The organism is Mesorhizobium sp. M1334 (assembly GCF_040317995.1).
GTDB lineage: Bacteria > Pseudomonadota > Alphaproteobacteria > Rhizobiales > Rhizobiaceae > Mesorhizobium.
Map to the genome: position 1 here is coordinate 507,067 of NZ_JAMYLM010000003.1, position 18,208 is coordinate 525,274.

Genomic DNA, 18,208 nt, shown 5'->3' on the forward strand with positions numbered 1-18,208 from the left:
CGGAGCGTCTGGCAAGACAGAGCTTCGGATCTCTTCTACTTCGCGGCGATCAGCAGACCAGACGTTCACAGCTCATCGCAAAGCGAGAGAGACGCGAAGCACGGTCGGAGAGCGGGCGATCCACGGCGGAAACGGCGCTATTCCTTCTACGACGGTCCGTCGGCCGTGCTGCGGTCACCATCTGCAGAATGCGGCAGGATGCCGAAGTCGCGCGACTTGGTCCCATGCGCCGCTGTCAGGAAACCATCGGCTGTGAGACCTCGCCTCAAAAGCTCACGTACCGCGGCCGACCGGCTCGGCATGTGCTTTTCGAAGCGCCAGTTCTCCAACGCCGCCAGTTCATCGACAGTCAGCATGATCTGCAATCGTTCCGGGCGTTCCAGTTCGGACATCTCGGCCTCCAGTCATACCAACCTCAACGCAGATGAGTTAGTATGTCCCTGCTTTTGTGTAGAATTAGGTACGTGAGCAGAGTACGTCAAGACCTTCAGATGTGTGACTCATGCAGAAGTCCGATGAAGCGGATCACGCATCAAATGGACAATCAACAAAATACGCTAACTGTTTGACACGAAGCGATTTTTCAAGGGTCTTCGCTTGCCAATCACGAGCCCTGGGCGCATGGTAGAACACGAGGGACAAACCGCTCCTGAAAGGAAGGTTTTCCATGCGCTACGGATTTTCGGTTCGCCTGCACGAAGACGTCGGTTCCCGAGTTCGAGCTACATTGCGGTCCGGGATTGCCATCAATCTGACTGCTGTCGCCGAAGCCGTGCGACTGCAAAACCTCGCCGAGAATATTGCGCGCGAAGACATTGAATGGCTCGTCATGCAGGCAGCCCAGCTCCAAGGCGCAGCTATCGAGTTCGACGGCTTCGCGGAAGCCGATCTGGCGGAGTTTGCGTGCACTCAGCTGATGCAAAGCAGCCCCGCATTGGGCTGGGACGCCCTGGAAGGCGGGGTGGCCGTTTCGCCGGATCTTGGCCGTCAAACACATTGAAGCGCGTGCTCTTGTGAGCCCAGCCATGCTGCCGCCACGTGCTCGGCAAAAAGCCCGCCGCAATGGCGGGCTTTGGACCGCTGGAGGTCTGGTGGACGAAGGCCTCTCGGCCCGGTCCGACATTTCATTCCGATGTATTCGCCTTAGCGGCGCGCGATAAGCAGGCACAATTGGCGCAGATCGCTATCGTAAGTGCCTTCGCTACTCAGCACGTCGACGCAGCGCTTCTTCATCCTGGCCAACTTGTCGCTCGATATGTCGGCGACGACCTGGGGCAAGCTGGAATTGCTGGGATTGGACGGGCTGCCCGGGTTGGACAAATTGCTCGGATTGGTACCACCGATCCCGACACCGGCGCCGACATTGATGCCGCTGCCGACCCTGACCCCCGCGCCAGCCCCAACGCCGCTGCCGATACCTACCCCCGCGCCGGCGGCAATGCCGCTCGAACCGCCAACCGTTGCGCCGGCACCAGCGTTGATGCCGCTTCTGCCCCCGACCGACGCGCCGGCGCCTGCGGCGATGTCCCTGGAACCGCCAGCCGTAGCACCGGCACCGGTGTTAATGCCGCTGCCGCCCACCAAGGCACCGAAGCCTGCCTTGATGCCGCCGCTGCCGCCAAGCGTTGCGCCGGCACCGGCGTTGATGCCGCCGCGACCGCCAACCGTCGCGCCGAGGCCGGCATTGATGCCGCCGTTGCCGCCGATGGATGTTCCAACACCAACGGCAATTCCGTTCGCGGCATTCACGGGCATCGAGAGCATGAAAAGCGCTACGCTGCCTGCCACTGCACCGGTGATCGTTTTGATGTTGATGGTCATAACATTCTTCCTGCTGTAGTTTCGCTGAGCAACCCGCGAACTCGCCGGTTGCATTACGCCCTAAGTGCAAGGAAGAAGATCGGTTTCTTTGCCGATCAACTTGCTGGTCCCATGGTGTATTTTCAAAGAACAGCCGCGTGAAATTTGTATTGAAATTTTCCGAAAGTTTGAAGCGATGCGAGAGTCAGCTGGTGGGCGCCGCAACAGACGAACGTCGCAACGGGTCGGCGGCCGAAAAGGCGAATTCCTAATCTGCAAACCACAACATCAAACCGACCCCTCGGCAATGGAACAATGGGCCGAGAAGATCCGCGCTGCGCGGGTTTGCTTCACCGTGCTGCGTCATTTTTGACCGGTCTGGACTGTCTCTGCTGCCGACCGCGGACGAAAGTACAGAGCGCCGAACCGCGAGATCCAGCGTTGGAATCAAATCCGCGCGAGTTCACGCTTTGCGTGGTCGCGCCTTGGGTTTGGTTCCGTCCTTGGCGGCCGGCGCCGGCTTAGGCTGACGTGCTTTCGACTTCGGCCGGCTGGCGGTCTCTTTCGTGGCGATTTCTGCGTCGATTTCGGCGGTAGCCTGATCCCAATGCTGCTGATGCGCCCCGTCGGGCCTGCCTGCCTGTTCCCAGATCGCGTGTGCACGCTGGCGAATCCGTTCCTGTCTGTCCCTCACCGTTGCCTCCGTCGGTTTATGCGTAAGCAACTTTGTTCTAGCTGAAATTTCGACCGGCGTCTTGAGCCCCCAGGCAACACCGTCATTGAACCTCTCTGTCACACAGGACGGCGACGCCGAGGAGCGCCGCCTTCTTGATGATCAGCCCTTCAAGGTCGGCGTCCGAGCGCTCGGTTCCGGTGCGTTCGCGCAACAGTGCAATCGCCGCCTTCATCGACAGCAGCCCATCGCCTCGTTCAGCAAGCAGTTTGTCGACGGCGGCGGCCACGTTAGCCCGCTCGACATGCGGCAGCATGGGAATGGCTCCTTTCCTTGTTTCGCGACGACAGCGGCTCCATCCCGATCGCTCGGGATGGAGCTCTTATTCGATAATTTAGACCGTGACCTTTCCAAATCCGGTTCGCGGTTTGGGAGCGCCGATCACTCGATGACGTGCACGATCTTGCGGGTGCCTGGGTCGACGAGCACGGTGCGATTGCCGACGACGACGTATCTGTACTTCACGTCGGGAACATCGATCGGTTGCAGCTCGACCGTATCTGGCACCGTGGAACCGATATTGAGCTCCACGCCCAGAAGATTGATCGACGCCAACGGGTGCTTATGGACGTATTCGCGGATGACCGTCTGCTGTTCGGGCGTGACAATCACCTGGTCCGCGGTGGCCACGCCGACGCCGGCGAGCAACACCAATCCCGCCGCAGCAGGAACAAGGTGGATTTTCATCGTCTACTCCTGTTGTTACGGGCCTCGCCCTTAAAGTTGCGACGCGGCATTCCGGTCGAAGCGGCGAACCCTCTAGGCAAACGCCCACGCCACCTTGTTGTTCCGTAAGTGGCGGCTAATCGAATGGTGGTGAAGTGCCCGCGCGGTGCGGCGAATGAACTGCGAATGAGCTACGGTGGCCCGCGTCGCAGGACGCGGGCCGATCGGTTTCCCGATCAGCAGCGACACCGGAGGGGGTGATATCGGCTGCGTCTGAAACAACGTTTAGGACAAGCTAATGTTCCTGAGCGAGGGCAACAAACCTGCCGGTACAGCGCGGCGTTACCGCCATGGGCAAGCCCCTGTGGCAGCAATGAAGCGGCTACTGCTTGGGCGGCTGTGGCGGCACCTCGCCGGGCTTGAGCACCGGGGTCTTGCCCTCATTCGGCGGTGGCGTCGCCATGCCCTGATCGCCCGTTGGCGGCGGCTTCAGGACCCCACCGCATGGCTCGAGCGTGTCGGACAAATTGCTGCCGGCCGGCTTCTGCTGCTGGTTCTTCTGATCCTGCGGCTCGACCTTGCAGCGGTTGGATTGCGCCTGTTCGCCCGGCTGCGCGGCCGCCGGCGCCGCCAGCACCATCGCACCTAGCATATACGGCAAGAAAATGAGCGGTCTCATGTCGAGCTCCTTTCGCGCCAGTATCTTCTGAATGTGAAGGCGGGCAGGCGCGATTGGTTCCGTCGTGCGGCAATGCGCCCGGACCGCAGCGGCCCGGAACCGGCTGCCAGACTTATGAGTTCAACCACTGAGCCAGTTCAGGGCCGCCGACATTATGGAGAATCAGCGATGGAACCGCGCAGGAAAGAACGAACCGACGACGAGACCGAGAGCCCGACCATCCAGCAGCAGGACTGGGATGCCATCCGGAGCGGGAGAACCCTCCCTGACGGCGTGCCGCAAAACGGCGACATCCGTTACGACGTCGAGAAAGACGGCGAACTGCCGGAGGAGGACGACGACAACGCCTACCAGGACAGCGACGAGGCCTTGCCGGACGATACGGAGGAACGCGTTATTTCACGCGATCTCGCACGCGAAGGTGGTCCTTTCGAGAAGGAATGAGCCGCCGCCTGCTTTCAATTCGGGAGGTCGAAGACCGGCTCCTGGCAGCGATAGACCAGACATTGACCGTCACGCGTCTTGATATAAGCGGCGCGCGGCACTTGCGGCCAGTCGCATTCATCGCCGAATTGGCGGACGTAACGGTCGTAGGTGTCCTGGCCGGTGGTCAGCACCACCGAGCGATGCCTCTGGATCAGAAGCTGCGTCTGTTCGCATGTCATCGCGCGGCTGTCCGGCCGGGCGTCGGCCGTCGCGGCAAACAGAAGCGCCCCGGCTGTAAGGACTGCCGCTTGTGTCAGGACTCTGCCAAGCATGACACCATCTCCCGTGAAGCCTAACGCGCATCTTGGTTTCGCAAGCGCCGGATCGAGCCGCCCTCGCAAAGAAAAGATCGTACAGATTGCCAGGAAAAATGCAAAAGCCCGCCGCACCTTTCGGCGCGGCGGGCTTCAACTGACGTCACTCTTAGTCAGGCTTGGGCGGCTTACTCCTCCTTCACCGGCCCGAACCGGCGCACGATCATTTCGAAGACGATATCCGAGATCCACATCGCCGATACGCCAATCAGAAAGGCCGCGGCCAGCGTCGTGGTGTCGTCGTCGGGAGAAGGAATGGGCAGGCCGGCGGCGCGGAAATAATGCACGACCGGCAGCGTCAGATAGGCCGCCGCCAGCGCGCCGCAGATCGGCGAGGCCACCATTTCGCGGACCTTGTAGCGGTGACGTGACAAGGCCCGCAAAATGCCGCCGGACAGGCCGGCGACCAATACCGGCGCCTTGATGCCCAGAACGTCGAGCAGCTCATGCATCATGGCGTCCACCCGCACCATCTGGCGCCCTGCCCGTTGAAGGCGTTCATCTCGTCGAGCTCGGGCCGGGTCATGGCGGCGACGACCGGGGCGGATGGCCGGCGTGGCTGACTTTGGTCGCACCAGACTTGCCGCGGATTGCCGGCCGGCGCGGTTGTCGTGCAGCCGGCCAGCACCAGGCAGAAGATCAGCGCCTTGCCCATTTCTCAGCCTCCGCTCTTGCTGCCGCATCGGTCATGCCGGCGGCCTTCCGCCCTTCGGCGGAAGCCTCGCGGTTCATTTCGAGGCGGTCCCCGGCGGCCGCGATTTTTGCCTCGGCCTGTTTGACCGCCTCCTTCTTCGCCCGGTTGATGCCGCCTGCAATGTAAAGGCCGATGCCGCCGGCCACAGCAGCGAATACCGTCATGACGACCTTGTTGCCGATGATGGCGCTGAGAATGGCGAGGAGCGCGGTCATCACAAATCCTCGGCGCGGCGGCGGCGCAGGAACTCGGTCAAGACGCCGTTGATCACAAGAAACCAGGGGAACCATTCCCCTGGGATGACCGGCGAAAGAACCTGAGGGTCGACATAGGTGACGATGCTCGCGATGATGCCGATAGCCGCCTGAAGCCGCGCCCAGAATATTGTTTCGCTGTCGCGGAAGAAGCTCTTGATCCGGGTCCACATGTCATTTCCTTCCGAATAGTTTGAGGATTGCTGATAATTTGAGGATGGTGGCGATCAGCGCTGCCCAGAAGCCGGGCTTGGCGGCAGGCACAGGAGGCCCAGGAGGCGCGTGCGTGGCGGCCGCTTGTGGAACGGGAATTGGGCTCGCTGGCTCTGGCGGAGCTGCAGGGACGACCGCCGACGACACCGGGCCGGCAGACAGCCAAGGCGTGTCCTTGATGCGCGACCATTTGCGATAAGCCTCGGCAAGCCTGGTATCGTAGGCGTTCTTGCGATAGCCGGCGCCGTTGTAGCCCTTGGCGAAGCCCGCCCAGTCATGATTGCGCAGATTGTCGTCGAGCTTGTTCGTCTTGATGAAGTTGATCGCGGCCTCAAGCTGGGCTTCCTCGTCGGCCATCATGGCTTCCACCATGGCCTGCACTGTCGCAAACCCGGCGGCGGCGTGGTTTTCGCCGAGAACCTGGCCAAGACCCCATGACGCGGATTTGAGCGCCGCGGTTTCGTCGATCGCACAAGCTGCCTTGAGCCGTGGGTAGCCACCCCTGGGATAGGGCTTCTCGCCCCACTTCGGATAGGCGAGGCCAGCGGCTACCGCTCTTGCCCGCTTGGCACCCGACAGGTTGCGATAGAAGACGTGCGGCTCGAACAGGATGACCGGCCGGCCAAAGGCGTCGAAGCCGTGCCCGCTCGTTTCAACATCGAGGAACGCGTGCATCTCGTCCTCGCCCACGCCGATCCGGGCGCCGAGTTTCGGCAAGTCTATATCATCGAGGCGCCTGGCGGCGCCCTTGAACAAAAGGTCCATAGGTTTCCTTTCCGCCCTCGCGGGCAGGGTTTTGAGGTTAAACAGCACGTGCGTGGCGGCAGAGCAGAATTGGGCGGCAGCGCGCGCCGATGTGGCAAGCAGGTTGATGTTTTCGACCCGCCATGTGAAATGGCCGCGGGATGGTGCACATGTCTGATGATGAACAAACCGCTGCGGCACGCTGGACGGTGAAGTCCGAACTCCGCGCCGTCGGTCGCGACAAGCCGCTGCTGCTGGTGCTGGCGGCGATCCTCTGCCTCTATTGTGCGTTTATCGCCGGACCGATCGTCTATGCGGTGCTGGCCATCAACGGCATTGCGGATTTCTTCAAATGAAGCCAGTTCCGGCGATCTCGCTCCGGCCCGGTTCCTGCGTCCACCGCCCGAAATTGCTCGACCTGGATGAAATTGCTTAGCCGGGATGAAACTGTTCCCGTCTATCGTTCGTACCTGTAGCGGGTACGGGAGGACACGTGACGATAAGAATCAGGCTTCCAGGCGGGACCTTGAAGATCAAGAAAAGGGACGAGCTGCGGCGGCGCGAGCAGAAGCGCGAGGTGCCGGTTTGGCAGGTCGGCAATTATTTCGTCATCTGGTGGCCGAGCGGCATGTCCGATCGCCCATCGTCACCCAACAAGTCCTCGCCCAGGAAATAGCCCGGGCACCCGACGATCCTGACCCGGCACTGATGCCTCGGTGCCGGATCAGGAACCGCCGTGCGCGCCAAACTTCCGAGACCGCTCGACAAATCCCAGAAAAAGTCAGCGGACAGGCGTTGACTCTTCCGCCACGGAAGGTTTTGATGCTGCATTGCACAATCAGGCGGGGGCCGATGGCAGTACGTATCAGAATGCCAGGCGGCACGCTGAAGGTGAAAGTGTACCGCGAATTGCGCGATCGCGAGCGCACCCGCCGCATACCTGTCGTCAAAATCGGCCGGGTTTATTTCACCTGGTGGTCGAACCGACAGCGACTCATTGACGACCAGTCGCCACGGTGAACGTCCCAATTCTTCCGACCTGGCATGCGCCTGGGAGCCCGCTCAGCCTCCGCAGGCGAGCTCGCAAAATAAGTTGATGAGGCTGCTGTTGACTCTTCCGTAAGGGAAGGTCTCTATTTACCGCATTGCACGAAAATTGCTGCGTTGCACAACGGGAGTTGGACCGATGGCAGTGCGTATCAGGTTGCCGGGCGGCACTCTGAAGCTGAAGACCTATCGTGAGTTGCGAGCCCGCGAACGCGACCGCCGCGTGCCTGTGATGAAGATGGGTTCGCTTTATTTTATCTGGTGGTCGAAAAGCCTGGACCCTCACCAGAAGCCGCAGGACAGCAGACGGTAGCGGCTCCGCCGGCGACGGGTCCGCGTCACCGATAACCCCGACAATTCCGAAATACAACTCCAGCTGTAGGAATTTTTGGTCGGCCGGGTGTGCCATTGTTGGTGCGCACAGCATCCCGAGCGGCCCTCGCAGAGCAATTCTTCCGACGTCTTTTCGGCGATTTTCAAACGGCGTCCAGACTGGCGGGCGCGGGTGTTTGCAAGCTTGCAAACCGCCGCCGCTTGTCGCAAATAATTGGCCGCGGGCGGGCGATCAGGAGTCATTCATTGATGAATGTCCAATCGCGCATGCATGCTTTCCTTCGCTCAAGTCCGCTCCGATATTATTTTCACCTCGCAAAGGCTCGCCTTGCCGGGTCTCCGCAATCAGATGAAAGTGTGATCCTGTCGCAGATTGTTGGCCAAAGCCCGAAAACGTTCTTGGAATTTGGCTTCCATCCGACGGAATACAACTGCATTGGGCTTAGTGAATTCAGGGGTCTGCTCGTCGACGGCGACGCAACGACCGTGCGGTTAGCGCGCTCGCTGCTTCCAAAGCGGATTGAAGTGCGCCAGAGCTTCATTGATCTCAACAACATCGAAAGTCTCGCCACGCATTTTCCGCAACTTGGAGTCCTTTCCGTCGATGTCGATGGAAACGACTACTGGTTTCTGCAAGCCTTGCTGCCAGTGCGGCCGGCCGTCATTGTGGCGGAGTACAACGCCAGTTTTGGTCTCAATCCTATCACAGTGCCGTATGATCACGCTTTCGATCGCACCGCCAAGCACGACAGTGGCTGGTATCACGGTGCATCGATCACCGCCCTGGCCAATCTCTGCAAGAAGTACGGCTACAAGCTCGTTGCCGTCTCGTCCGCCGGGGGGAACGCGTTCTTCTTACCTAACGGTTCGGACATGCCGGGATTGGAGCCGGCTCAGTCCTATCGAGAGAGCACCCTGCGCAACCGCTGGTCTGGAACTACCGCTAAGGATCAATGGGAGCGTATCAAGCATATGCCTTTTGTCGAAGCGACCTGAAACGGAGACGAGAAATGTATGCTGGATAACCGCATCGACATGTAGCCATATACGATGGCACGACGCTCATTGATGAGCGGCAGCCAAAGGCATCACTTCACTAGGTCTTCTGGCCGCACCAACGAATCGGCCGGGACGTCGTGTCGAACAATCGATCCGGCCGAGATAATCGCCCGATCGCCGATGGTGACACCCTTCATGACCATGGCGCTATTGCCGATCCAGACGTCATCTCCAATAGTGATCGGCGCCGAACGAATGCCCGGGTCGACATGCGGATGGCCCTCACGAAAGATGGCTTGCATCTGAGCAAAACGCTTCTGCGGGTCCATCGGATGCGAATTGGTGTCGTGGATCGCCACGCCCCATGAGACGTGCACTCGTTTGCCGATCTTGATCCCCACCGGGTCCGACGACCAAATCGTCGAGCCTGGACCAAGATAAAACCAGTCATCGATTTTGATCCGACCCTCGTGGGCAAACACCTGCAAATGCCCATCCAAATGGCTGTCCGCGCCGATCGAGACGCGAGACCGGTCGCCGCGGATATTGAAAATTTCCGCCCCGGCGCCAAACTTCGTGCGCGGCCCGATGACGGCATTTTCCCTAGCGGCGCCAGTGGCGATCCATGACCAAAAGCGGCGGCGAAGAGCTAGAACGGTGGAGAAGACGCGCATTCGCGAACATCTGCCACACAGGATCACTCCAGTCTAGGCTCCGAAGAAGCCCCGGCGCGAGAGACGACGAAGTTCCTCTGCATCGAAAGTTCCGTGCCGCAGGCTGCCGGTAGCAGTCGGATGAAGCTCATCGCTCATGTAAAGCAACGAGGTCAGGTAGCCGATGCCGCTCTCGCCTCCTACGTCAATTAACGGTATTGACAGCATATCGGCTACCTCCCGCTCCGCCTTCATGAACTGGACCAGCGTGTTGCCTTGACCGTTTATTCTTCCTATCCGGTGCGTCGCGTGTCCAGGGCCGCCGCTGTAGGTACCAATCATGACGATCTTGGCATTCGGCGCACGCGCTCGGATGGCGGCGCAGGCCGCCCACAGCGAACCATAGTGAGTGGCGTAAGTCGTGTCGCCGAGAGCGCCCAGGGGCGTCTCCTGCGCGCCAAAGGCGTTCGGGCCCGGCTCCAAGATTACCAACTCCGCGTCGACCGGAATGTTGGCGATCGCATTGGACATTCCGTAGCTCGGATAGGCGGTGGTGCTCAGCCCCAAGGCCGAGCCACTGACCGCTAGATTGGTAGGGATCATACCGGTCAGACCGGCGAGGACGGGAACGTAGTAGGCTCCGGCCGAAATGCTAGAGCCGATCAGGGTCAATTTTTTGCCAACCAGGGCGGCCGAGCCGTCGTCATATGGGTCGCCGCCGATGTTGGCCGGATCCGACAATAGGCCAAGATACAGAGCGCCATTGGCGACTGCCGTCACGCCGGCGCTTTTGGTCCAGGCCGAGTTGGAGAGGTTTTCCGAAGACGAGAAGACATTCGGCCCACCATTAATGCTTAGAGCCGACCTTTGGACATAGAATCCAGACACACCATCGCCGACATACGGGTGACCGCCAGCAGACGGGAAAATACGCTGTTGCCAGTTCGTCGCGGCCGTGGCTGTTGCCGTCTTCGTAACCGTGCATTCGTACCAGCCGTTGCCAAGAGCGACGATGCTCGCGCCTGTGCCGGTCGCGGTCCCGGTATCGAGATTGAAGGTGCAGTCGAAGATGACGGCGTTGTTGGAGTAGAGATTGAGACGATTGCGTTCGGCCTTTTTGGCGGTGACTTTCCAGACGATATTGTCGCCATTGACCACGGACCTGCCCTGATAAACGGAAGGATTGCCAGAGCCGACCATTTCGACAAGCTTCGATGCCGTCATTCGGCCTCTGACGGTCACGTCGAGGCCATCGACAAGCGGAGGCAGGGAGATCAGCACCGGTTCATAAGGGCTGACCGTGGTGGTAACCGTCACGTTCTGCTTCGTGAAGGCTGCGTTGGCGGGGTCGCTGCTCGGGAACAGGTTAGCCGGCAGGCCCTGCTTGCGGAGCACGACACTGCGAATGTACATACCGCTGGTTCCATCGCCGGTGAACGGAAAAACGCCAGCAGCCGACATACGTGCCTGCACATTGTTCGTAATATTTGCCGCAACCAGGACGACAGCCTTGCACTCGTACCAGCCGGAGCCAATATCTGTGATGGCAGCGCTGACGAGGTTCGCGCCTGAACTGCTTGAGACGATACCCTCCTCAAGATTGAAGTTGGCTGTATAGGCCGCACCAGCCCCCGCGTGGATAAGCTGCAGAATGCTTCGCTCTCCAGCTTTGGCAATGGCAATGTGCTCGATCGTGTCGCCCGACACAAAAGAGTAGGATCGATATACAGATGGGCTGACTGATCCGGCCGCCTCTGTTAGCCTGGCGGTCGGAACGGTAAGGCCTTCGATCATTGCTAGGCTATCGACGCTCGAAAGGAGAGCAGCCGTTGCCGCCCGGACACCCGTATCAGCCGCTACCGGTCCGGCCCCGACATTGAACAACCCCAAAGAACCAGTCGAAACTTCGGTCCAGAAATACTCGCCGACATCGACATTCCTGCCCAGCACCGCCGCAGCGGCGGCGCCGGCGAGCCCTGCCGACGCCGCAAAGCTGAACGTCGGCGCCACTGTGTAGGAGCCCGGCGCCGTGATCAGTATCTGCGTCAGCGCCCCGCCTGCCACCACGAAGCGGCCGGCAGCGCCCGAACCGGTGCCGCCGGTAAACGCTAGGTCGAACATGCCGTTGGCGCCGCCCGAGCCTGGCGTGATCGCACCGTTGCCGGCGACGCCGAAGCCGATTGCCGCGGCAGTCGTCGGGAAAATACCCTTGCCGTAGAGTGAAGCGTCGCGTGCGGCCTGAGCGCTGATGACGGCCGCCGCGGCCGCGACGGCATCGGAATTGGTCGCAGCCCGGTCGGCAGTGGTTTGGCCGGCATTCGCGGCGGAAGCGGCGGCGCTGGCGGATGCCTGGCCGGCGCTGGCTTCGGCAGCATCCTTCAGCGCCTGGGTTTCATCGCGCAACGCTTCGACCTCATCGACCATCTCCGCGATGTCGGGCGGAACGGATGCGGCGATGGTGATGGCATCGGCGCCGACGGCCGGTTCGTCGGCCGTGAACTCGAACACGCGGTCCGCATTGACCGATCCGATCTGGGTGTGGACCGTCGTGCCCTTCTGCAGGGTGCGCGTAGTGCGGGCATCGGCGGCGCGGAACCATTCGCCTGCGCTCGCCGTGTAGATGCCGTTCTGCGTCGGGTCGGCCTGGTCCTTGACCAGCACGCGGTCTCCGACCTCGGCCGGCACGCCGTCGATCGCCTGCAGGCCATGCAGGAGGATGTCGGCCGTGGTCGCGAGGCGCACGGGTTCGCGTTCGCCGGTCAGGAGACGAACGGCGGCAGTTGCAGGTCGGGACATGAGGGCTTTGCTCCATAAAAAAAGCCCCGCATAAGCGAGGCTGGAAGGGGTTCAGTGCTGTCGGTGGGAAACTTAAGCTACGCGGCCGGACACCGCGCTATCCGGCGCAGCCGGCGATTTTCCGGACAGAGAGCGGCAACGGGCTACAGCAATCCGCCAATCAGCCTTCTTGTGCCGCCCATGGCCGCCAGTCCGCAGGCCATGCCGGCGCAGTCGGCGACCCAGTCGAGGATATCCATATCGCGCGCGATCAGTTGGGCGCCCTGAAGAAGCTCGATCGCCGCGCCGGTTATGGCGAGGAGCAGGACCAGTCTCGTCTTGTGTTCCGGCCAGCCGAGGCTTCCAAGCGCCGCCAGCACCGCGAATGCTGCGGCGTGGTTGAGCTTGTCGTGGTGGAAGGTGAAGCCCAGGTCCAACTCCTGCAGGAAGCGCACCGGCGAAAGCGCGAGCAGGAGAACGCCGGTCAAGGTGAGCAGAAAAACGATCCTTGCCATGGTCGAAAAAGAGTCAGTGCGCAACAGGTCAATCCTTCGTCTGAAATGGGAGGCGATCCAGAAGGCACCACCGACTGGGATCGCTCTGCGGTTATCAGGCCATAAGCCAGCATCGTGACCACAATCAGACCGCTGGCTAGTTGCGGCACGCTCTACCCGGACCGTCCGGCCACAAAACGGATAGCGCATCACAGACCGCGGGGGTCGCACCCCTTCGGACCAGAGGCAAATACCGCTTCTAGCCATGCTTCGAACGGGAGTCCCGAGTGGCGGCTCAGCGGAAAACCCCTGTTTTAGAGAAGGTCTCGGATATTGACAGGTGTTCCCGGTGGCAGGTCTTTCACCTTCGCAATAAGTTGGCCCATTATGTGCCAATAAACTTCCAGGTCCGACAGCTCCTGGTTTTTGATTTCGTCCTTGCCGTTGAGAAACAGCGGTATCTTATAGCCGATGCATTGGTTGTAAGCCGGCTCGGCGCCACCAGCCTCGCCCCAATCAGCGTAAAGATTGGCGGCCAACGCCGCGTCTTCATCCTCTATGGCATCGACCTCGTGGAAGGTGCGGATGTTGGCCGGCACTTGGAGCGCCTCTCCCGTGCCGGGCTCGAACATCACGACACCAGGTTCCCCTTGTTCCAGCCTTTGGCTGTCGACTGCAAGCGCCGTCCCCAGCCAATCATAACCAAAGCAGGTGATCCGGCCGGTGAATTCCGGAAAACCCAGGCAGACACGTGCGTTCCAACGTGCCACGTCCTGCGCCCGGATTATCCTGTACAAACCGTGCTTGAACGAAGCACCGCCGAAGCTGGTCAGCAACTCGGCTAACCCAGGCACTTTCGTATCCAGGGAGAAATTGCCGGTGTCCGCGGGCACCCTGCTATCCACCGGGAAGTTTTGGCGAAATGTCTCGAACATTGCGATCTCCAATTAATCAGCCGATCAATCTGACGGCACCAGCCTACTCTTGCCGAACGTGGAACGGTTTGATCGTAGCGGAAGGGAGACCTCGTTCATCAAACACATCGAAGACTCGCTCCGATAAGACGAGGTTAAAATTCTTGGCGATGCCGAAGTCATCGTGACCCGCTTTCCCGCTCACCTTCAGCCACACGAAAGATGGAAGCTCTACCTCGGGCTGCTGTTCGCGGAAATCTTCGGACGTTATGACTTCAACAGGGGCGAATGCCGCTCCGGTGAAGCCGATTTTTGATAATGCGTGCGCGGCCTCTTCCGTCACGAGAAAACATGGAAAGCTTGTTATAAGAACATCACCGATCCATCCCTCCATCTGGTACACAAGCTTGCTCACGATAGGAGGGTGGACACTGGTATCCAGGATAGTGCCGTCACCCAATCCACCGGCCACATCGGGCAGAATGTCATAGTATCTCATCAGTCACCTATTGGTGGATCGAACAAATGTCCATACTTCTTGTCGATTTCAGTAACATAGTCAAGGACCTTCTGGCGGGTAGCGTGAGGGTTGTTCTTGTAGAAATATTCCCACTCGTTCCGAATTACCTTCTGGTGCAAATTTATGTCGAACTCTTTCCGGATTCCGCGAAGATTCTCGATTGAATGCAGCTCTTGCTCTGTAAAAAGCCCGGGATACCTTTTAAAAACTCCCTGCTCGACGCCATGATGCACTATGTAGTCGCTTTTGTTGAGACTAGGATTCGCGTCGAAAAAGGTTTTTCGATAGTCCTTGAATGGAGACCACCCAACCTTCGCCTCGGCATGTTTAACTTTGGACGTATCCCTAGCAAGCATCGCACCTAGTAACGCGGTATCAAAGGCACTATCGGACATTTCACCGGCTCGCGTCTTCCGGCGTGGGCTTGGTGGCGAGACCGAGCGCGCAAGCGCTTGCTGATGTCTAAGGGTTTCGGCATCTACACCATGAACAAGCGCCTCGCCGCCTTCGGCTAGGCCAGTTGGCAGCCTCGAAAATATTGGGAGTTTCTCTACCCATGGCTTGGCAATCTTCGCGGCAGCGCGTTCCAGGGCCACCGCCGCCAACCTATTGCCAGGAATTGCGCCCGCGGCATTGAGCAGTATTTCGTCGTAGTTGCCCTCCAGCGCTGCATTTCCAGCCTTCTCCAGTGCAAATGACGTCCCCAACGGCGTGAAGTCGGCCACCGAGATGCTGTCTTCGCCAAGCCCATCGGAGCCCACGAGTTTTTGCGCGAGAAGACGCCCTAGGCTCCCCCGCTCACTGTCGCCGGCTATCAATTTCCCGAGCCACTCTTGATTCGTCGGGAGGTAGTTGGTGAGTTCCGCGTTTGCTCCCGATCGTCCTGGCTCGACAGTGTTGGCCAAATCGAGCAGCATCATCGGGTCGACTACAGCTGCCCGGAACGACCTGTCCGCGATGCTGTTGTCCGTTTGGGATACGCTGGTCTGAAGCAGGTGGTTCAGCACTGCTTCGCGCGCGACTTGATTCGGTAGTGCGGCGAACACATTGCGCAGCTCTGCGGTCTGGTCTTGCGGCTGGGCCTTGAGTCTGCCGACAATGTCCTCAGCAACGGAATTGGGTAGCGGCTGGGCGGTCTCAAAACCCAACTGTTGCTGGGCGGCGATGGAGCCAATGATCGCCGCCCGATAGTCTCCCGGCTTCGACAGGTTGCTCCAGGCCGCATCAAGGTTCGCGAATGCCTCGCGGACATAGCCGCCCGGATCGGCCTGCCTGGCCTTGAACGTCAGGTCCGCGGCGGTGGCGATAGCGTCATGGCGCGCCTTGTCCACTTCCGGCGTTGAACTATCTGCGGTGGGGTCGGCGTCCTTGACCATGGCCCGCACGGCGTTATTCGACAGGTCGCGCATGCCGTGGAATTGACGACTAACCTCGATGGCTCTGTTGAAGGCTTGGGAGCGTCTGCTGCCTTCCGTGGTGCCATAAAGTGCGATGAAGTGCTCCGGGGTCGGCATCGCGCCGGAATAGGCACCCGCATCCCTGATGGCGGCCGGAGCATTCTGCTCGGCCAGACCAATGCTGGTGCGTGCTTCGACTTGCCGTGCTGCATCGGCGGCGCGGGCCTGCTGGACAAGCTCTGGCCGATCTTCGAGCGGAATGTCGCTCTGCCAGGCCTGCGCCACTCTTTCGTCAGGCATAAGCCTGCCGATGCGGTCGCCTTTCGAAGCCGGCGCGCCTGAGGCGGCGTCGGGCGTACCCGCACCGCCAACGGCCTCGACGGTATCGTCTTTGGTCCGGCTTCCATCCGGCCCCCCACCTAGCATCTCCGCGGCGCGCTTCGGGTCTTGGGCGATCATCGCCTGGACGAGCGCCTTTGCCGCGTTGCTGCGCCAGGCGGCCTCGGCCGCTTGCCGGGCAAGCGGCTTGCCCATCTTGCCGATCAGGTCGAGCCCGCTCTGCCTGATCGCCTCGAATGTTTCTGTGTCGTTCGGGTCGCTTTGCGCGATCGAGCCGGTATAGATTTGCTCGACCTTGCTCCACTCGGCCTGTTCATAGGTCTGGCGCCGCGCGTGCTGCTGCGCGGCCATGCGCGCCGAGCCGGCCAGCCGCAACGCCTGCTTTTGCGCGAGGAAGTTGGCGCGTTCGCCCTCCGGCACTTTCGCCGCGGTGTCGTCGAAGATCTGGTCGAACAGGCCGGGCTTGACGACGCCGTCGCTGCGCGGATCGAGCTGGCCATACATGAAGTCGTGCAGGCCGCCGCCGTCGGCCGGCGCGGTCTGCACCGCCACGGCCTCGGCGTGCGCTATGCGTGCGTTCAGCTCGCGGCCGATAATGCCGGCGTCGAACGCATCCTGCTGCTGCTTCTGCTGCCGGAAGCGTTCGGCAATCGCCGACAACTCGTCGCCAAAGCCTTGCATGGCGGCGCCCACCGGCGAGCCGTTGGGATAGGAGGCCACAGTGCCGGTGTCGAGGCGGCGCTGGGCAAGCTGGAGCGGGATGGTGGCCATCAGTAGAGGCCTCCACCCGGCGCTGGCGGGAAGGCGCTTCTGCCGAACGTCACCGTCTTGGCCGGGTCGTAGAGGCCGGAGATGCCCGACACGAGGCTGCCGCCGGCCTTGAAGATCGAGGCGCCCACCGCCTGCTTGCCGGAAAAGCGCGCGATCGCCGCTTGCGTGGCGAGACCGTTCTGGCGCAGCTGCGAGCCGTACTGGATCGCCTTGAGGTCGAGCTGGCCCTGCCTGGCATTGGCCGTCAGCACCTCGGTCGGGGAACCAGAAATGGCGACGCCCGAAGTGCCGGCCTGGGCACGCGCCTGAGCCTGGAGGAGATCCTGTTTGTGGCGCTCCTGGCCCTGCTCGAAGGCCGAGCTTTGGGCGTCGGCCCGCGCCTGCTGTTCATAGGCCTTGGCCTGGTAGTCGGCCATCTGCTTGGACTGCTGGCCTTCCGCTAGCGCGCCGCCGACGGAAAGCGCCGTACCGATAAGAGCTAGTGTGCACATGGTCAGCCTCGTTCGCCGGCGGGAATGAATTTGCTTTTGATGCCGTCGACCGGCGCGCCGATCGAAGGGCGCCGGTCGAGCACGCCGCCCGGGCTGAGGAAGGACAAAAGCAGCCGGTCGGCCTGGATTGCCGGGCGGCTGAGACGCGTGGGTGCTGTGGCCCGCGGGCCGGCCATGGCGGTGCGCCGGATGGTGGTCAGGTTGACCTTCAGGCCGACGGCGCCGTTGGCATCGAAATGGCGTTGGCGGCGATGATGGCGCGGCTCAAGGCATCGGCCGCGAACAGCTTCTGGCGCAGTTGCTCGATCAGTTCGTGAACGCTCTTCCAGCGCTCACCGAGGGAGGCCGCCTTTGTTCGGATCTCGGCGCCAAGCGCTTCAATATCGACGCGGGCTTCGCTTTGGGCGACGGCGATACGGCGCTTGTCCACCGCCTCGATGGTCCTCTCGACGAGCGCAATTGCATCGTTGCAGTCGTCTAATGCGGCACGCGCCGCCGCCAGGTCGCCCTCGCCGAAAATCGCGCGATCCTCGGCCTGTTGCAGCTCCTGCTTGCGGGCGATCGCATTGTTAAGGTCGGTGTCGAGCAAGGCGCGGATGGCAGCGAAATCGGCAGCCGTCCGCGCCCTGCCGAGGTCTTCGGCATGGGTTGGGGTCACGGGTGGGTTCCTTGGTTGGGGAAGCGATGGAGGACGGAGCAGGTGATCTCCCCCCTGAAGGGGCAGGGGAATCGCATATGGCGATTTTGGGGTTGAGTTTAGGCTGAGAAAGGATTCTTTGGAGAGGCAGTTGAGCGAAGGAGCGACTGCCATTTCCTGCCTTGAGAGCTACTTTGGCGCGGTGCCTGATCCACGCGCGCCCAACGCCACGCACCGGCTTGGCGACCTGATCGT

29 protein-coding genes are annotated in these 18,208 nt (G+C 61.1%); 8 read left to right on the forward strand and 21 right to left on the reverse strand.

Translation table 11 applies throughout. The features are described 5' to 3' along the window. Positions 1 to 146: 146 nt before the first annotated feature. Positions 147 to 392 carry a hypothetical protein gene (locus NKH17_RS09460; protein ID WP_352900488.1) on the reverse strand — a complete coding sequence of 82 codons (246 nt, stop codon included), beginning with the start codon at positions 390 to 392 and terminating at the stop codon, positions 147 to 149. 275 nt (positions 393 to 667) lie between these two features. On the opposite strand from NKH17_RS09460, the gene NKH17_RS09465 reads away from it, so the two are divergent. Continuing rightward, the gene (locus tag NKH17_RS09465) at positions 668 to 1,000 is read left to right on the forward strand and encodes a hypothetical protein (RefSeq protein WP_352475482.1); all 333 of its coding nucleotides are present in this window, start codon (positions 668 to 670) and stop codon (positions 998 to 1,000) included. A gap of 143 nt (positions 1,001 to 1,143) precedes the next feature. On the opposite strand, the gene NKH17_RS09470 is transcribed toward NKH17_RS09465, so the two are convergent. Beyond that, on the reverse strand, positions 1,144 to 1,821 hold the full coding sequence (locus tag NKH17_RS09470; RefSeq protein ID WP_352900486.1) for a hypothetical protein: 678 nt from the start codon (positions 1,819 to 1,821) through the stop codon (positions 1,144 to 1,146). Positions 1,822 to 1,909: 88 nt separating this feature from the next. Between NKH17_RS09470 and NKH17_RS09475 the strand changes: the two genes are divergently transcribed. Further along, positions 1,910 to 2,173, forward strand: a complete 264-nt coding sequence (locus tag NKH17_RS09475; protein WP_352475484.1) for a hypothetical protein — start codon at positions 1,910 to 1,912, stop codon at positions 2,171 to 2,173. A gap of 90 nt (positions 2,174 to 2,263) precedes the next feature. Here NKH17_RS09475 and NKH17_RS09480 read toward each other — a convergent pair whose 3' ends face one another. The 4 genes from NKH17_RS09480 to NKH17_RS09495 form a co-directional block, all read right to left on the reverse strand. Then, on the reverse strand, positions 2,264 to 2,494 hold the full coding sequence (locus NKH17_RS09480) for a DUF2934 domain-containing protein (RefSeq protein ID WP_352475485.1): 231 nt from the start codon (positions 2,492 to 2,494) through the stop codon (positions 2,264 to 2,266). Positions 2,495 to 2,576: 82 nt separating this feature from the next. Next, on the reverse strand, positions 2,577 to 2,789 hold the full coding sequence (locus NKH17_RS09485; RefSeq protein ID WP_254820502.1) for a hypothetical protein: 213 nt from the start codon (positions 2,787 to 2,789) through the stop codon (positions 2,577 to 2,579). Positions 2,790 to 2,914: 125 nt separating this feature from the next. After that, positions 2,915 to 3,220, reverse strand: coding sequence for a DUF1236 domain-containing protein (locus NKH17_RS09490; protein WP_352475486.1), 306 nt, complete (start codon positions 3,218 to 3,220; stop codon positions 2,915 to 2,917). A gap of 361 nt (positions 3,221 to 3,581) precedes the next feature. Beyond that, complete coding sequence (locus NKH17_RS09495) at positions 3,582 to 3,878, reverse strand: hypothetical protein (protein ID WP_352475487.1); 297 nt, start codon at positions 3,876 to 3,878, stop codon at positions 3,582 to 3,584. Positions 3,879 to 4,046: 168 nt separating this feature from the next. Here NKH17_RS09495 and NKH17_RS09500 point away from each other — a divergent pair, with 168 nt between their 5' ends. Continuing rightward, the gene (locus tag NKH17_RS09500) at positions 4,047 to 4,322 is read left to right on the forward strand and encodes a hypothetical protein (protein WP_352900481.1); all 276 of its coding nucleotides are present in this window, start codon (positions 4,047 to 4,049) and stop codon (positions 4,320 to 4,322) included. Positions 4,323 to 4,336: 14 nt separating this feature from the next. Here NKH17_RS09500 and NKH17_RS09505 read toward each other — a convergent pair whose 3' ends face one another. From NKH17_RS09505 to NKH17_RS09530, 6 genes are all read right to left on the reverse strand, one after another. Next, positions 4,337 to 4,636 (reverse strand): hypothetical protein, encoded by a 300-nt coding sequence (locus NKH17_RS09505; protein WP_352900478.1) that lies wholly within the window; start codon positions 4,634 to 4,636, stop codon positions 4,337 to 4,339. Between the two features lie 170 nt (positions 4,637 to 4,806). After that, positions 4,807 to 5,130, reverse strand: a complete 324-nt coding sequence (locus tag NKH17_RS09510) for a hypothetical protein (RefSeq protein ID WP_023675762.1) — start codon at positions 5,128 to 5,130, stop codon at positions 4,807 to 4,809. After that, the gene (locus NKH17_RS09515; RefSeq protein ID WP_352475490.1) at positions 5,130 to 5,333 is read right to left on the reverse strand and encodes a hypothetical protein; all 204 of its coding nucleotides are present in this window, start codon (positions 5,331 to 5,333) and stop codon (positions 5,130 to 5,132) included. Before NKH17_RS09515 ends, NKH17_RS09510 begins: the two co-directional genes overlap by 1 nt. Then, positions 5,318 to 5,587, reverse strand: a complete 270-nt coding sequence (locus NKH17_RS09520) for a hypothetical protein (protein ID WP_352900476.1) — start codon at positions 5,585 to 5,587, stop codon at positions 5,318 to 5,320. Before NKH17_RS09520 ends, NKH17_RS09515 begins: the two co-directional genes overlap by 16 nt. Beyond that, positions 5,587 to 5,799: a hypothetical protein gene (locus tag NKH17_RS09525; RefSeq protein ID WP_352475492.1), complete on the reverse strand. Its 213-nt coding sequence runs from the start codon at positions 5,797 to 5,799 to the stop codon at positions 5,587 to 5,589. The genes NKH17_RS09520 and NKH17_RS09525 overlap by 1 nt, the downstream gene beginning before the upstream one ends. 1 nt (position 5,800) lies before the next feature. Next, positions 5,801 to 6,604, reverse strand: coding sequence for an N-acetylmuramidase family protein (locus NKH17_RS09530; protein WP_352475493.1), 804 nt, complete (start codon positions 6,602 to 6,604; stop codon positions 5,801 to 5,803). 149 nt (positions 6,605 to 6,753) lie between these two features. On the opposite strand from NKH17_RS09530, the gene NKH17_RS09535 reads away from it, so the two are divergent. The 5 genes from NKH17_RS09535 (at position 6,754) to NKH17_RS09555 (ending at position 8,959) form a co-directional block, all read left to right on the forward strand. After that, positions 6,754 to 6,939, forward strand: a complete 186-nt coding sequence (locus tag NKH17_RS09535) for a hypothetical protein (protein ID WP_254820493.1) — start codon at positions 6,754 to 6,756, stop codon at positions 6,937 to 6,939. A gap of 170 nt (positions 6,940 to 7,109) precedes the next feature. Further along, on the forward strand, positions 7,110 to 7,259 hold the full coding sequence (locus NKH17_RS09540; RefSeq protein WP_023721750.1) for a hypothetical protein: 150 nt from the start codon (positions 7,110 to 7,112) through the stop codon (positions 7,257 to 7,259). Positions 7,260 to 7,435: 176 nt separating this feature from the next. Next, positions 7,436 to 7,603, forward strand: a complete 168-nt coding sequence (locus NKH17_RS09545) for a hypothetical protein (RefSeq protein WP_352475494.1) — start codon at positions 7,436 to 7,438, stop codon at positions 7,601 to 7,603. Between the two features lie 166 nt (positions 7,604 to 7,769). After that, positions 7,770 to 7,943: a hypothetical protein gene (locus NKH17_RS09550; RefSeq protein WP_352475495.1), complete on the forward strand. Its 174-nt coding sequence runs from the start codon at positions 7,770 to 7,772 to the stop codon at positions 7,941 to 7,943. Positions 7,944 to 8,212: 269 nt separating this feature from the next. Then, positions 8,213 to 8,959: a hypothetical protein gene (locus tag NKH17_RS09555; protein ID WP_352475728.1), complete on the forward strand. Its 747-nt coding sequence runs from the start codon at positions 8,213 to 8,215 to the stop codon at positions 8,957 to 8,959. Positions 8,960 to 9,051: 92 nt separating this feature from the next. On the opposite strand, the gene NKH17_RS09560 is transcribed toward NKH17_RS09555, so the two are convergent. The 9 genes from NKH17_RS09560 to NKH17_RS09600 form a co-directional block, all read right to left on the reverse strand. Continuing rightward, positions 9,052 to 9,636 (reverse strand): acyltransferase, encoded by a 585-nt coding sequence (locus NKH17_RS09560; RefSeq protein WP_352644928.1) that lies wholly within the window; start codon positions 9,634 to 9,636, stop codon positions 9,052 to 9,054. Between the two features lie 33 nt (positions 9,637 to 9,669). After that, positions 9,670 to 12,411 carry an SGNH/GDSL hydrolase family protein gene (locus NKH17_RS09565; protein ID WP_352900470.1) on the reverse strand — a complete coding sequence of 914 codons (2,742 nt, stop codon included), beginning with the start codon at positions 12,409 to 12,411 and terminating at the stop codon, positions 9,670 to 9,672. A gap of 143 nt (positions 12,412 to 12,554) precedes the next feature. Continuing rightward, a complete protein-coding gene (locus NKH17_RS09570; protein WP_352807232.1) occupies positions 12,555 to 12,929 on the reverse strand; it encodes a hypothetical protein in 375 nt (124 codons plus the stop codon). 269 nt (positions 12,930 to 13,198) lie between these two features. Beyond that, complete coding sequence (locus tag NKH17_RS09575) at positions 13,199 to 13,819, reverse strand: DUF1851 domain-containing protein (protein ID WP_352807229.1); 621 nt, start codon at positions 13,817 to 13,819, stop codon at positions 13,199 to 13,201. 43 nt (positions 13,820 to 13,862) lie between these two features. Further along, positions 13,863 to 14,297: a hypothetical protein gene (locus NKH17_RS09580; RefSeq protein ID WP_352900467.1), complete on the reverse strand. Its 435-nt coding sequence runs from the start codon at positions 14,295 to 14,297 to the stop codon at positions 13,863 to 13,865. Then, positions 14,297 to 16,825 carry a hypothetical protein gene (locus tag NKH17_RS09585; RefSeq protein WP_352900465.1) on the reverse strand — a complete coding sequence of 843 codons (2,529 nt, stop codon included), beginning with the start codon at positions 16,823 to 16,825 and terminating at the stop codon, positions 14,297 to 14,299. The genes NKH17_RS09580 and NKH17_RS09585 overlap by 1 nt, the downstream gene beginning before the upstream one ends. Then, positions 16,825 to 17,316: a hypothetical protein gene (locus tag NKH17_RS09590; RefSeq protein WP_352644935.1), complete on the reverse strand. Its 492-nt coding sequence runs from the start codon at positions 17,314 to 17,316 to the stop codon at positions 16,825 to 16,827. Before NKH17_RS09590 ends, NKH17_RS09585 begins: the two co-directional genes overlap by 1 nt. A 2-nt stretch (positions 17,317 to 17,318) precedes the next feature. After that, on the reverse strand, positions 17,319 to 17,492 hold the full coding sequence (locus NKH17_RS09595) for a hypothetical protein (RefSeq protein ID WP_352900463.1): 174 nt from the start codon (positions 17,490 to 17,492) through the stop codon (positions 17,319 to 17,321). 32 nt (positions 17,493 to 17,524) lie between these two features. After that, positions 17,525 to 17,974 carry a hypothetical protein gene (locus NKH17_RS09600; protein WP_352970629.1) on the reverse strand — a complete coding sequence of 150 codons (450 nt, stop codon included), beginning with the start codon at positions 17,972 to 17,974 and terminating at the stop codon, positions 17,525 to 17,527. Positions 17,975 to 18,208: the final 234 nt, after the last annotated feature.